The following is a 12,845-nucleotide window of genomic DNA, read 5'->3' on the forward strand; positions in this document are numbered from 1 at the left end:
GCTAAGCTAAATGCGCGTGATTACAATCGCCAACTGGTTGAAGCGATGATCAAAGTGAAGGCGCTAAATAAGATCAACACCCTTGGTCTGCCTAAATATCAGTAAGTTAAGTGAATTTGTTAGAGAGCTGCATTTGATCAACAAGGCCCATGGCATCGAAAATGCCGTTGATGCATTTCTTGGCCTGTTCGAAGGTAAAAATAAGGAAAAGTGCTGGTTAAGCTTTAACTCTTAATAGCTAATAAAGCCTGTATTTTAGTTGGTACAGGCTTCTTATTTTCAGTCATTCAAAATCGATAAATAGGCAAGTTCTGCTAGTTTTTCTAAAGATGACGTTGCTTTAGAATCTGGCTTTTTAGCATGAACAGAGTGACGTCTTTTCGGGATTTTAACTTGAATAAAACCATGATTGTTGGCCATATCAATACGCAGCATTTCACGCTCTTTTGGCGTTAAATGATTTTCATGGATCTTTTCAAGCTCACCATGATCGAGCCAGATAGCCGCACAGTTTGGGCACTCGTCTATTTCAACCACTTTAAGTGGACTAAAAAAACGCCGCATCATCACCACGTCAGGGCACTTCGGGCAATTAATTCGCGTTGCTATATCAACACATTCTGTTGGCAAGGTTTGTAAATGAGCCACCAGCACTTGCGCGGGTTTTAAACTTGGATCGCTAAAGTGAAATATTTGTCGGTTATCAAAAAATACGCCACCAGATTTTGATAAATATACTTTAACATCGCCAATACTCACTGCTTCAAGGGCTGTTTTAGTACGTGGGCAAAACATATTACATCCTTGTTTTTATGATTAATTTAGCGCTTTTGTTATTAACGGCTTAAGTGGCTCAGGTAAGCTGATGTGTCCAGCTAATACAAATTCATGTGCTTCATCTGACATTTTTTGCCATGTTTTACGAATAATACCCAGCCATTTTTGCTCATCGTAATCAGGCTTGCTACTTGCAAAGTCAAGCATGTAATGCTCAATAAACACGAGGCTGGCGATATCTTCAATCAATTGGCTATCAGGATTTCGTTTTATATTTTTTTTAGCAACGGCTGCATAAACACGCTCACAATCAGCCGTTGAATAACCAGCCGCTTTCATGAGAGCTGTTACACGCTCAGCATGAAAATCATATAAAGCAGTGCGCCATTGATAATAACCTTGCTTACCCATAGGAAAGTCACTGCGCGGAGAGCGCCAGCGCTCAATATGTTGCCCTCGGGCAGCAATATGCATTAGCTCATCGGCTTGAGGCTTAAAACGATTGAGCATATCGGTCATACGCATGGCATATAAACCTTCTTTTGCAAATTCTTGTTCATCGACTAGAACTCGGTTTGGGTCTACTGCATTGGCTGTATCAATGGCTTTAATAACGGCGGTATACATCATGGGTTCTCATTGTTATTGCTTCAAAGTGATTGTAAATGGCAACAATCACTTTGGCTATATTGCATCAGGCGATCTGGTACTGCTAGCTTGAGATCTAGTTTTGCAAAGTTAAATCAGCAGCAATACTTTGCTTTGGTTTTTCTATCATGCGCGCGAGCTCTTTTTCGCCATCGCTAACGATAATGGTTGGCGTATACAGTAAATCGTGCTGCTTTGCTAAACCGGCAGGATCAAGCTTATCGTAGCCTACAGCCACTAATTTAAGGGATCCTAATTGCACATTCGCTGTATCAATAAGTTTTAAAAAACGAGGGACTTCACGTTTAGAGTCATGGCACCAAGTGCCTAAAAACACTAACACTTGCTTACCTTGCAGTGCTCTTATAGTACTTAGCTCTTCTTCACTGGGTGAGTAATCATTATATTCTTCACTAAAAGCAGGATAGTCTTTAAGTAAGTCTGCAACGCTGATATCTCCACTATAGGGACCTGAGCTTGCAAATGTAAAAGCAGAAAATAACAATAAAGCGATATAAACTAATTTTTTCATATTTTGTTCTCTGAATATTTTTCTCACCATAACCAATTTAACAGCAACACTCCAGCATGCTATTAACGTGAATCCTGTTTTTTTGCAGCTTAAATTGGCATGTAAAGTAAATGCGAACTACTATATTAGATATATCTAATATAAGGCCTTACAATGCACACTTTAAGAACGATAGCGCTTTGCACCCTATTGCTTTCACCTAACCTTTATGCTGAAACGAATTCTGCTACCCTAGAAACCCAAGCAGCTGAGCGAGCAACTGAATTTGCCACTACGCTCAAATCAGCACTAGGAGCCGCTATAAACCAAGGCGGTTTAGTTGAAGGTATTAACGTGTGCAAAATGCAAGCCCCGGCCATTAGCGATAGCTTATCAACTGATGGTTGGACGGTAGCACGTAAAAGCACTAAAAACCGAAATCCGAACAATAAACCAGATGACTGGGAAGCTGAAAAAATCGCCCAGCTAGTTGATATGATCAGAAACTCAGAAAGCATTGATAATGTGACTTTCTCGACCAATAAAGATGGCCAATTCCGCTTTGCTAAAGCAATAAAAGTCGCGCCAGTTTGCCTCAATTGTCATGGTCAAACGATTGCTCCAGAAGTAAAGCAAGTGCTTAGTGAGCATTACCCCCATGATTTAGCCACAGGCTATCGGCTTGGTGATTTAAGAGGAATATTCTCTATTACCAAAACACTTGAAACGTCTGAGCCATAAAATATAAGCCTTATGCTCGCTTAGTTTGCTCTTAGCCATTAAAATACGCTTTTAAAATTAACCAAGGTGTTTTTATGTCTTTTCCTCCTTGTCCAAGATGTAATTCTGAATACGTATATGAAGATCAAAACAACTTAGTATGCCCAGAGTGCGCTCATGAGTGGGATCCAAATGCTGTTAACAACGATGATGTGATCGATGTAAGAGATGCTAACGGCACCTTATTGGTCGATGGCGACAAAGTGACTGTTGCGAAAGATTTAAAAATTAAAGGCAGCTCACAAGTAATTAAAATTGGTACCAAAGCCGTGATCCGCCGCGTGTTAGATAAAAAAGACCACGAACTAGACTGTAAAGTTGATGGCGTCGGTGAAATGATGGTAACCGCTAAGTTTGTTAAAAAAGCTTAATAAACATATAGAGCAGTGCCTAATATAAAAACACTGCTCAATCAGTATACTTTAAAGAAATAAAAAACGTTTCAAATAAAATACCATTTTTATTCAAAGCTATAGAACTTCACTAAAATATATTCTATTTAGAATCAAAATCATAAAAAATACCCAAAAACAACACACCGATCCCAAAACAGAACCAGAATACCTACTTTAAGGTACAGGAATAATAAATTTATACTAATTATTTTGCATTAAATAATTATTCACCTACACTTCTTTTCGATCATTATTTCTTGAATATGGAATATGATTTAAACCACGTTTAAAAAAGCAGGTATTTTGAACACTATTTAGGAACTATAAATAGGTGCTCATGTAGTTATACAAATATGTTTTTAACAAAACTAATGTATTAATACTGCCAAACCTACTGTGAGGTAGGGACGGAAAGCCACGGGTCTTCTCTGAAAGAAGTAAGGAAATGGGAAGATAGCCGGGTTGTGGAATTTGGAATCCAGAACAATGAAACATCACATCTTTAGCACAGCATTACTTGCTGTCGCTTTCACATCAACAGCTTACGCAGTAGACGATCCGAATTTTGGTGCACAGTCATTGCGAGGCGAAATCGGCACGAAAGGAGTTTTCTTGACCATTCCTTACGATGAAGTTCGTTATGGTAATGGTGATAACAAAGCATATATAAAACCTGAAGAATACAAAATGATGTACTCGGATAGCATTGGCGGCAAAGTAACCTGCCCTGCTATTAAAGGGCCAGGTCTAAAAGGATTGAATTACCATCAATTCAAAAACGGCATTGAATGCTCATGGAAATCTCGCCCCGGTAGTAATGCCGAAATTATAACTTTTACTCTGATGCCAGATGGAGACACAGGTAAGTCGCCAAAACACTATCGAGGAAAAAATAAAGTTGTAACATGGACAGGCATTATTAACGATGCTAATAGCCAAGGTGCTGTAACGAAAAGCTATAAAACAACCCTAAGTTTGGATATGTTCGATTACCGTAATGGTAACTCTCATAAAGCTTTTGTTTTCAAGAAGAATCATAAAGTGAAGCTTGGGGATTTTACGTCGACTAAAGGTTCAATCCGTGACTTTATTTGTGACTTCAATGGTCAAAAAATAAATGTACTCAAAGATCATGCACCTGTTGGTCAATTTGGTAAAAAAGGCGTCAAGTGCACTTACATGCTTAAACAAAATGGTAAAGACCCTCATTACTATGGTGAAGTCGTGTTTAAATAATAATTTAGAAAAAACACAATAACTAGCTTTCCTTTTCATTCAAAGCCTAGCCTGCGCTAGGCTTTTTTATTTTACTTTTTTGTCACCACGCCTTCAGGTATATGTAAAGTACGTTGTGGAAAAGGAATTGTCAGGCCTGCATTCTCGATTGACTCTTTAACTTGTTTGTTTAAATCCCAATAGGTTTGCCAATAGTCTTCATTTTTAGCCCATGCTCTTAGCTGAATATTCACCGAGCTCTCAGCCATGGCTGTCACCATCACTTGCGCCGCTGGCTCACTCAGTAAACGGCTTTCGTTCGCGGCAATATCTTTTAGCACCGCAAAGCCATCATCGATTGAATCGGCATATGAAATACCCACAACAATATCCATTCGGCGTTTGCCATTTCGCGTGAAGTTTTTAATATTGTTACCCCACACTATGCCATTAGGTGATGCGATATAAAGACCATCAATCGTTTGAAAAACACTGGTGAATAGGTTTACCTCAGAGACAGTACCTTGCATCGAGCCTATCTCAACAAAATCTCCGACTTTAAATGGCCTTAATATAAGTAACATCATGCCTGCTGCAATATTACTTAAGGTGTCTTTAAGGGCTAGCCCTATCGCTAAGCCAGCAGCACCCATTAGCGCAATAAGGCTTGCTGTATTCACGCCAAAGATATCTAAAATAAACACCCCGCCAATAATATACACGGCATAACCTGCCACAGACGACAAAATAGGCAACAAGGTATTATCAACTTTTTTAAGGGTAGCATTGGAGTTTTTGATAGCCTTTTTCACTGACTTAGCAAGTACTGCACTGGCAATTAAAATAGCAATTGCGAGTATCACTTTATAGCCTAGCGCTATAATTGTTTCTGAGTTATTGAGCCAAAACTCATTGATAGTTTGCTTCATAAAGGTCCTTGATTTTTTGAATTCTAAATTGCATTTATTTATAAATTGAAAGGAAAAGCCATGCGTTATAGGCAATAAATATCAGCAATAAACCAACGCCTTCAGCGCGATTTACCCTGCCAACACCACGGTGCCCATAGGCAAAAATTAATAAAAATATTGAAAGAGAGATCATCGCCAGCCAGTCTCGCGATAATAGATCAGGTGAAAGGTTAACAGCAGGCGCAATCATCCCTGCAATACCTGTGACGGCTAAAATATTAAATATGTTTGAGCCAATCACATTACCAATCGCAATGTCATGTTCACCTTTTCTGGCTGCGGCAATTGAAGCTGCAAACTCAGGGAGGGAGGTGCCAAGTGCCACGATTGTGAGACCTATAATGAGGTCGCTAATGCCCATGAGTTCAGCAATATTGACCGCCCCCCATACCAATAACCTTGAACTTACAATGAGGACTACAAGCCCAACGATAAGCCAAGTAATAGCCGCTTTAAGTGACATAGTTTGCACGTTAAGTTCGTGCTCAACATCTTTTGCTAAGCTGTCATTTTTGCTTTTAAGGCCAGAATAAATACTCCAACCAATAAAACTACAAAAGCCAAATAACAAGATACCCGCATCGAAACGTGATAAGTAGCCATCAACAATCAGTAATGCAAATAGCGCACTTACCGCAAGCAATAGTGGGAGCTCTTTTTTGACAATCAAAGAGTGGACAGCAATCGGGGCTATTAGCGCTGTTATCCCTAATATAAGCCCAATGTTGACAATGTTTGACCCCACGGCATTGCCTAAAGCAAGCTCAGGACTGCCATCAGCAGCTGCCATAGCCGATACCAACATCTCAGGAGCCGACGTACCAAAGCCAACCACTATCATCCCAATGAGCAAACTTGGCATACCTGCATATTTTGCGCTTACAGCGGCGCCATCAACAAAACGATCTGCACTCCAAATCAGCAATGCAAAGCCAACGATAATGGCAAGAATAAACAAGATCATCGTGCTCTCCCGCAAAAGGGTGGCAAAGCGAAATGTGGTAAATAAAGCGATTTAAGAGAACTGAAATAACCATAAAAATGGTTTTGAAATGTAACAAGCACGAGACGATTCCTTAGGGCGAAGAACAATAAGGCACACATCGTGGTCGCCCATTGAACCCGATACATGCCTTAAGTCTTGTCAATCCGGCTTGCGGACATGAACGCCACGAACATTGGTTCGGAGACTGTTGACGTTCATCTTAATCTAAGAGACTACTCCCCTAAGGTTAGGTACAGACTATATAGCTAAAAGTCATACAATTAAAGCTCTATTTGTTCCTTTTTTATTTATTTTTTAGAAGCTCAAATGCTCTACAACAATCCCTGTAACTTGGCAGTTTTCACAGCTCAATTGCCAGCCAGCAGCCCAAGTTGTTGCGCTTAGCTTTGCTGCGCAAAGCGGGCAAACTTCGCCAGCAAACGTACTGGGGGTAATATCTTTAGCTTGCTTGGAAAACGGCCTTAACAACCAGAGAATATTATCATCAATACTCATTGTCAGATCATGACGGAGCGTCTCGCAATAAGCATCAAACACCGCTTGTTTGTACTGTTTTTCGTGCTCAGCAGATTGACTGGCATAAACACTCAACGCATTTTCGATGTCTTTTAGACGTTCGGGCCATGCATATGCGTCTATATTCGCTTTACAATCTAACAACTCTTCAAGAGTGTAACTTGCATAGTTTGGTTCAAACATCATTGCCATCCTTGCTTTGGGTTATTAAATCTTTGGGTACTCAGTGCTTTAGATATAATGTACCATTTTGCTTTATTTGCAAAAGCCATTGATCAAATAAAATGTTCGCGATACTTAGCTCTTCATCTGAAAGTGTCGGGTATTGTCTTTGCTCAAACCACGCGTAACGATTATACACATCGTTATTTTGCGTGATTTCCATAATGAGTCGATTCATAGCGTAGGCTTTTGCTGCACTATGCTCACCAACTTGTTCGCTGTAATACATGCTCGCTAAACTCATCAGCGCTTGTTCACTGCCCTGCTTTGCTGCTTGCTCTAAAAATACGGTTTTACGCTCTTTAAAACTATCGCGATTTTTGATGAACTCGGCACGTGACAACTTCTCAGGAAATTGCGACTTCATGTAAAATTCGGGAGTTAGCCCAGCAAACGTTTGCTGCGCATAAGCGGAGCCATTTTCTGCAGCCTCTGCCAAATAACTGTAAAAAGAACGCCGCGTTGCTAAATCTAATCCTTGGCAATACTCATATTTATCTAAAACACGGCTTTGTATATCGCCAGCATCACTAAACTCATAGATTTCAGCCAACTTTACTTCAAGGGCCTGTTCATCTAAAGGCGCATTAAAACAATACTTAAGATTTAGCCCGATGAGGTAGTTAGCCTCAGCATCACCTTGCTGAGCACGTTGCTTTAGCTCTGTAAAATGGTCAATAAGCACACCATCAAAACGCCAATTTGGTGGTTTTTTGATAATAAGTTCACGGCTGTCATTAACTTCACTTCCTTGCTCATCTGATTCATCAGCTAACAAACTCGTTTCAAGCTTGATAGCAGGCATGCTTAATTGTGCCACAACTTGCTGCGTAGTTTTTATATCATTTGAAGATTCTGAATTGGTTGCAAAGATTGCATCTTCTCGTGAAAAAAATATATAAATAACGAACAACAGTACTGCAATTAGAAATGGCTTTATTCCTTGCCTAATAAAAGCATACCTAGACATAACAACCTACTTATCATTTTTGTTGCTAAGTAAGTTACAAGAAAACAAGGATGAAAGCGAAACTTAACTGCGGTTTCGCTTTTCAGGTATATAAACTATTTGCACTTGAGGCTTATAATTAAATCAAAGAAACCTGCAGTTCTAGCATTTGCTCGTTTTGAATTAAGCGGGTATTTTGTCTGTTTTTTGCCTTTTATTTTAAGCCTTGAATAGGAATATTTTGTATGGACGCATTACCGTATCTTCAAAAGGTGACACTCAAACGAGAGCACGTTTTCTCTTTTGATACATATCCATTCTCTATTCCTGCGGTTAATCAGCTCTTTGAAATAGACTTTTCAAAACATGTCACAATATTTGTGGGTGAAAATGGTTCTGGGAAATCGACTCTTTTAGAAGCAATTGCTATAGCCTTAGGTTTTAACGCCGAAGGTGGTTCTAAAAACTTTAACTTTCAAACTCAGCAATCGCATTCAGAGCTTCATAAGTACTTGCTACTCTCAAAATCGTTTAAGAAATACAAAGATGGATTCTTTTTGCGTGCCGAAAGCTTCTATAACGTTGCATCAAATATTGATGACTTGGATTCGGGATTTTCTGGAGGAGCTAAGCTGATAAATGCCTATGGTGGTACATCCCTTCATCACCAATCACATGGCGAATCGTTTTTAGCGCTTATGGTAAACCGCTTCATCGGCAATGGGCTTTACATTTTAGATGAGCCTGAGGCTGCCCTTTCTCCTGCTAGGCAATTGGCTGTTTTAAGTCGCATGTTTCAACTAATTGAACAGAACTCTCAGTTCATTATTGCCACACACTCACCGATTTTAATGGCGTACCCACGCGCAAGAATCTACCAAGTGGGAGCACAAGGTATTGAACAAATAAATTATGAGGATACTGAACATTACCAAATTACAAAGGCATTTTTAAACAACCCACAGCCAATGCTCGAAGAGCTTTTCAAGCCTGAAGGTGACTGATTTTGTTATTTCTGATGCTATGCATGAATAAAGGTAAGCAATAAAGCATGCTTACCTTTATAGGGCGTGTTTAGATTTAACTAAATTTGTTTTGGTAATTTAGTCGAAATAAAAGCAGTAATAACAATAAATAACAGTGAGATAGCTAAACAGGCTGCTAAGCCATAAAGCTGAAACACTAAGCCCGACAACACAGTACCAATTAAGCGACCCATGGCATTGGCCATATAGTAAAACCCGACATCAAGTGATACGCCATCGGCGTCAGCCATGCTAACAATTAAGTAGCTGTGCAAAGATGAGTTAATTGCGAATAACACGCCAAATAACATCAACCCGCCTATCAGCATTGGTTTTACAGCCCAGTCAAAACCAATAGCAAAGGCAATGGCTAAGGTGACTAAAGCAAGCAAGGATGCCCACTTAACTGTTTCTGCGCTTGGTGATGTTTGCTTATTAAGCTTAATGATTTTAGGTGCAAAAGATTGCACAGCCCCATAGCCAATAACCCAACTAGCTAAGAAGGCACCCACGGTCCAGTGATCCCAATCAAAGGCTTGTGATAAAAACACCGGTAGTGCAACTACAAACCAAACATCACGCGCACCAAACAAAAACAACCTCGCGGCTGACAAGATATTAATTGAACTACTCTTTGAAAATATCTCGTTAAACTTAGGTTTGTTTTTAGCTTTGCCTAAATCATTTTTAAGTGCAAAAAGACTAAAACACCACACCACCAGCAAAGTAGCAGCCATCGCGAACATGGCACCTTTAAACGATATTAATGTGAGAAGTAAGCCACCTAAAAAGAAGCCCACACCTTTTAAGGCGTTTTTAGAGCCTGTTAGTATCGCTACCCATTTAAACAAGGTACCTTCTTGGCCACTGGCAACCAGCATTTTAATTGAGCTTTTAGCGCTCATTTTATTGAGATCTTTGGCAATCCCAGACAGAGCCTGCGCCAACATCACATAGGCTACACTCAGCCATTCAGGAGGGACTGCCAACATGAACAAGGCTACAACCTGTATAGCAAGGCCAATGTTCATAGTTTTATTTAAACCAAGCCTTGCGCCTAAATAGCCGCCCACTAAGTTAGTGACAACACCAAAAATCTCATAAAACAAAAACAGCATGGCAATACTCAAAGGCGAGTAGCCAAGCGCATGAAAATGCAGTACCACCAACATTCTCAATGCGCCATCTGTAAGCGTAAATGCCCAGTAATTCCCTGTGACAATTAAGTATTGCTTTATATCAGCGGGAAGATTAGCCAAACGCGTCATTGCTTTTAACCTTGTAGTGATCGCGCAACTTTACGGGCAAGTTCGGCAGTGCGGTTTGCGTAACCCCATTCGTTATCGTACCAAACATACAGCTTAACTTGCGTCTCGTTCACAACCATGGTTGATAGCGCATCAACAATGCTTGAGCGTGGATCAGTTTTGTAATCAATAGATACAAGTGGCTTTTCTTCATAGCCTAAAATGCCTTTTAGCTCGCCCTCTGCGGCTTCTTGCATCCATTGGTTAATTTGCTCAGCGGTGGTTGGCTTTGTTACTTCAAACACACAGTCAGTGATTGATGCGTTTGCTAAAGGCACACGAACCGCGTGGCCGTTTAATTTGCCTTTAAGTTCAGGGAAAATATGTGTAATTGCTGTTGCAGAGCCTGTTGTAGTTGGAATTAAGCTCATGCCGCATGCGCGAGCACGACGTAAATCTTTATGCGGCGCATCTAAGATAGTTTGCGTGTTAGTAATATCGTGAATGGTCGTCATTGACCCATGTTTGATACCAATTTTTTCTTGCAGAACTTTAACCACAGGCGCTAAACAGTTGGTAGTGCACGATGCTGCTGTAACGATATCATGCTGATTTACATCGTATAAATCATCGTTTACACCCATTACAATATTCAGCACACCGTCTTCTTTTACAGGCGCAGTTACAACAACTTTCTTCACACCTTGATCAAGATATGCCTGAATTAGTGACTTTTCTTTCATCACGCCAGAGGCTTCAATAACGATATCGCAGCCAGACCAATCGGTGTCTGCAATTGCTTTATTTTGCGTGACGTTAATTACGTGACCATCGATGATCACAGCATTGTCGTTACTTTCAACCTCATGAGGCCAAATACCGTGCACCGAATCATACTTTAGTAAGTGAGCTAATGTAGCTGCATCACCCGCAGGGTCATTAATTTGCACAAACTCAACGTCGTCCCATGCAAACGCTGCTCTTAGCGATAAACGCCCCATGCGACCAAAACCATTAATGCCTACTTTAATTGCCATTGTTAAGCTCCTACTTTTTGAAAATTGTCGAAAAATGAACGTTGTATCGGGTTTTGCAACGACTTAGGGCGAATAGCCTGCACTTGATTAACTATGTCGTTTTTAGCATAGCCAAGCTCATGCATTAATAAACCAATGACTAAGCCTGTGCGGCCTGAACCGCCTTTGCAATGCACAGCCACACTGCCACCATTTTTTATGATGGCAAGAATATCGTTAAGGTGTTTACTGAATGCTTGATTAAACGCTTCGCTTGGCGCGTCATCATCGATAATAGGTAATTGAAACCAGCTGAGATCTGCTTGCTCACATTCGGTTGCAAGCTGCTGCGCGCCATTTTTAACAAGCTCTTCATCGTACATCAGAGTAATAATTGCTTTTGCACCTGCCGCTTTTAAATCTGCTACAGACTGCGATAAACCAACACTTTTTGTGCCAGGGCAAGGGGTAAAAATAAATGCCCCAGTTTCTAGTTGTAAAATATCAAATGGATGTGATTGCATTATGATTCCCCAATTACTCTTTAAACCAATGTGTTGTTTTATTAACGATTGCAACCAACGACAGCATCACAGGTACTTCGACCAACACCCCAACAACGGTTGCTAATGCTGCACCCGAGTGCAAACCAAATAATGAAATAGCCACTGCGACCGCTAACTCAAAAAAGTTAGAGGTACCAATTAAACATGCTGGCCCTGCAATGTTGTGCTTAAGCTTAAGTTTTAACGCAATGAAATAAGTGATTGCAAAAATACCGTAGGTTTGCAAAACAAGCGGAATGGCAATCAGAACAATGTTTAGCGGTTGAGCTAAAATCGTGTTCGCCTGAAACCCAAACAGTAAGACCACAGTGGCCAATAAGCCAACAACTGAATACGGTTTAATTTTCTCTAAAAATGACTGCACTGCAGCTTCATTTTGTGCTGAATTATTAAGCGCTTTGCGTGTTAATACACCAGCAATAAGTGGCAGCAATACATACAACACAACCGAAATCATCAATGTAAGCCAAGGTACATGAATATCAGACACACCTAGCAAAAACCCCGCAATAGGTGCAAAGGCAAAAATCATAATAATGTCGTTCACAGACACTTGCACTAAGGTGTAATTTGCATCGCCTTTGGTCAGTTGTGACCACACAAACACCATTGCCGTACAAGGTGCAACACCAAGCAAAATCATCCCAGCAATATATTCTTGCGCCGTTTCAGGGCTAACCAAATCAGCAAATAACCCTTCAAAAAATAACCAACCTATCGCGGCCATTGAAAACGGTTTGATTAGCCAGTTAATGATTAAAGTGAGCATCAGCCCTTTAGGGTTCTTACTGACTTCTTTAATCGTTGAAAAATCAACTTGCACCATCATTGGATAGATCATTACCCAAATAAACAGTGCAACAACAATGTTTACATGGGCCACTTCGGCTTTCGCTATTAGCTCAAATAAAGGCGGAAACATCACCCCAAACGCCACACCGATGGCGATAGCTGCAGCAACCCATACAGATAAATATCTCTCAAAAACACCCATTTTCAGC

The 12,845-nt window shown here is 40.3% G+C and carries 15 protein-coding genes and 1 riboswitch; of the genes, 4 read left to right on the forward strand and 11 right to left on the reverse strand.

The features are described 5' to 3' along the window. Positions 1-279: 279 nt before the first annotated feature. From NH454_RS17845 to NH454_RS17855, 3 genes are all read right to left on the reverse strand, one after another. Positions 280-795 carry a zf-TFIIB domain-containing protein gene (locus tag NH454_RS17845; RefSeq protein ID WP_253039806.1) on the reverse strand — a complete coding sequence of 172 codons (516 nt, stop codon included), beginning with the start codon at positions 793-795 and terminating at the stop codon, positions 280-282. 21 nt (positions 796-816) lie between these two features. Beyond that, positions 817-1,404: a DUF4202 domain-containing protein gene (locus NH454_RS17850; RefSeq protein ID WP_135926959.1), complete on the reverse strand. Its 588-nt coding sequence runs from the start codon at positions 1,402-1,404 to the stop codon at positions 817-819. Positions 1,405-1,501: 97 nt separating this feature from the next. Beyond that, positions 1,502-1,957: a thioredoxin gene (locus tag NH454_RS17855; protein WP_253039808.1), complete on the reverse strand. Its 456-nt coding sequence runs from the start codon at positions 1,955-1,957 to the stop codon at positions 1,502-1,504. 153 nt (positions 1,958-2,110) lie between these two features. Here NH454_RS17855 and NH454_RS17860 point away from each other — a divergent pair, with 153 nt between their 5' ends. The 3 genes from NH454_RS17860 to NH454_RS17870 all read left to right on the forward strand — a co-directional run bounded on the left by NH454_RS17860 (position 2,111) and on the right by NH454_RS17870 (position 4,347). Next, positions 2,111-2,677, forward strand: a complete 567-nt coding sequence (locus NH454_RS17860; RefSeq protein ID WP_253039810.1) for a DUF3365 domain-containing protein — start codon at positions 2,111-2,113, stop codon at positions 2,675-2,677. A 74-nt stretch (positions 2,678-2,751) separates the two neighbouring features. Further along, on the forward strand, positions 2,752-3,087 hold the full coding sequence (locus NH454_RS17865) for a zinc ribbon domain-containing protein YjdM (RefSeq protein ID WP_253039812.1): 336 nt from the start codon (positions 2,752-2,754) through the stop codon (positions 3,085-3,087). A gap of 398 nt (positions 3,088-3,485) precedes the next feature. After that, positions 3,486-3,581: riboswitch (cyclic di-GMP riboswitch) on the forward strand. Positions 3,582-3,597: 16 nt separating this feature from the next. Beyond that, on the forward strand, positions 3,598-4,347 hold the full coding sequence (locus NH454_RS17870; RefSeq protein WP_253039814.1) for a hypothetical protein: 750 nt from the start codon (positions 3,598-3,600) through the stop codon (positions 4,345-4,347). 71 nt (positions 4,348-4,418) lie between these two features. Here the strand turns inward: NH454_RS17870 and NH454_RS17875 are convergent, their stop codons facing one another. The 4 genes from NH454_RS17875 to NH454_RS17890 form a co-directional block, all read right to left on the reverse strand. Next, positions 4,419-5,255, reverse strand: a complete 837-nt coding sequence (locus tag NH454_RS17875; protein ID WP_253039816.1) for a mechanosensitive ion channel domain-containing protein — start codon at positions 5,253-5,255, stop codon at positions 4,419-4,421. Between the two features lie 34 nt (positions 5,256-5,289). Continuing rightward, positions 5,290-6,261 carry a calcium/sodium antiporter gene (locus NH454_RS17880; protein WP_253039818.1) on the reverse strand — a complete coding sequence of 324 codons (972 nt, stop codon included), beginning with the start codon at positions 6,259-6,261 and terminating at the stop codon, positions 5,290-5,292. A gap of 336 nt (positions 6,262-6,597) precedes the next feature. Further along, positions 6,598-7,005: a hypothetical protein gene (locus tag NH454_RS17885; protein WP_253039820.1), complete on the reverse strand. Its 408-nt coding sequence runs from the start codon at positions 7,003-7,005 to the stop codon at positions 6,598-6,600. A gap of 37 nt (positions 7,006-7,042) precedes the next feature. After that, complete coding sequence (locus NH454_RS17890) at positions 7,043-8,011, reverse strand: hypothetical protein (RefSeq protein ID WP_253039822.1); 969 nt, start codon at positions 8,009-8,011, stop codon at positions 7,043-7,045. A gap of 224 nt (positions 8,012-8,235) precedes the next feature. Between NH454_RS17890 and NH454_RS17895 the strand changes: the two genes are divergently transcribed. Further along, positions 8,236-8,994, forward strand: coding sequence for an AAA family ATPase (locus tag NH454_RS17895; protein ID WP_253039824.1), 759 nt, complete (start codon positions 8,236-8,238; stop codon positions 8,992-8,994). 80 nt (positions 8,995-9,074) lie between these two features. Here the strand turns inward: NH454_RS17895 and arsJ are convergent, their stop codons facing one another. The 4 genes from arsJ to arsB are packed head-to-tail and all read right to left on the reverse strand — an operon-like array spanning position 9,075 to position 12,838. Further along, positions 9,075-10,283 (reverse strand): organoarsenical effux MFS transporter ArsJ, encoded by a 1,209-nt coding sequence (arsJ, locus tag NH454_RS17900; RefSeq protein ID WP_253039826.1) that lies wholly within the window; start codon positions 10,281-10,283, stop codon positions 9,075-9,077. Positions 10,284-10,288: 5 nt separating this feature from the next. Then, entirely contained in the window at positions 10,289-11,299 is a 1,011-nt protein-coding gene (locus NH454_RS17905; RefSeq protein ID WP_253039827.1) for an ArsJ-associated glyceraldehyde-3-phosphate dehydrogenase, read from the reverse strand. Positions 11,300-11,301: 2 nt separating this feature from the next. Then, positions 11,302-11,802, reverse strand: a complete 501-nt coding sequence (locus NH454_RS17910) for a dual specificity protein phosphatase family protein (protein WP_235382964.1) — start codon at positions 11,800-11,802, stop codon at positions 11,302-11,304. A gap of 13 nt (positions 11,803-11,815) precedes the next feature. After that, entirely contained in the window at positions 11,816-12,838 is a 1,023-nt protein-coding gene (gene arsB, locus NH454_RS17915; protein WP_253039828.1) for an ACR3 family arsenite efflux transporter, read from the reverse strand. Positions 12,839-12,845 lie beyond the last annotated feature (7 nt).

Origin of the sequence: Pseudoalteromonas sp. Ps84H-4 (genome assembly GCF_024124645.1) — a bacterium.
GTDB classification, from domain to species: domain Bacteria; phylum Pseudomonadota; class Gammaproteobacteria; order Enterobacterales; family Alteromonadaceae; genus Pseudoalteromonas; species Pseudoalteromonas lipolytica_C.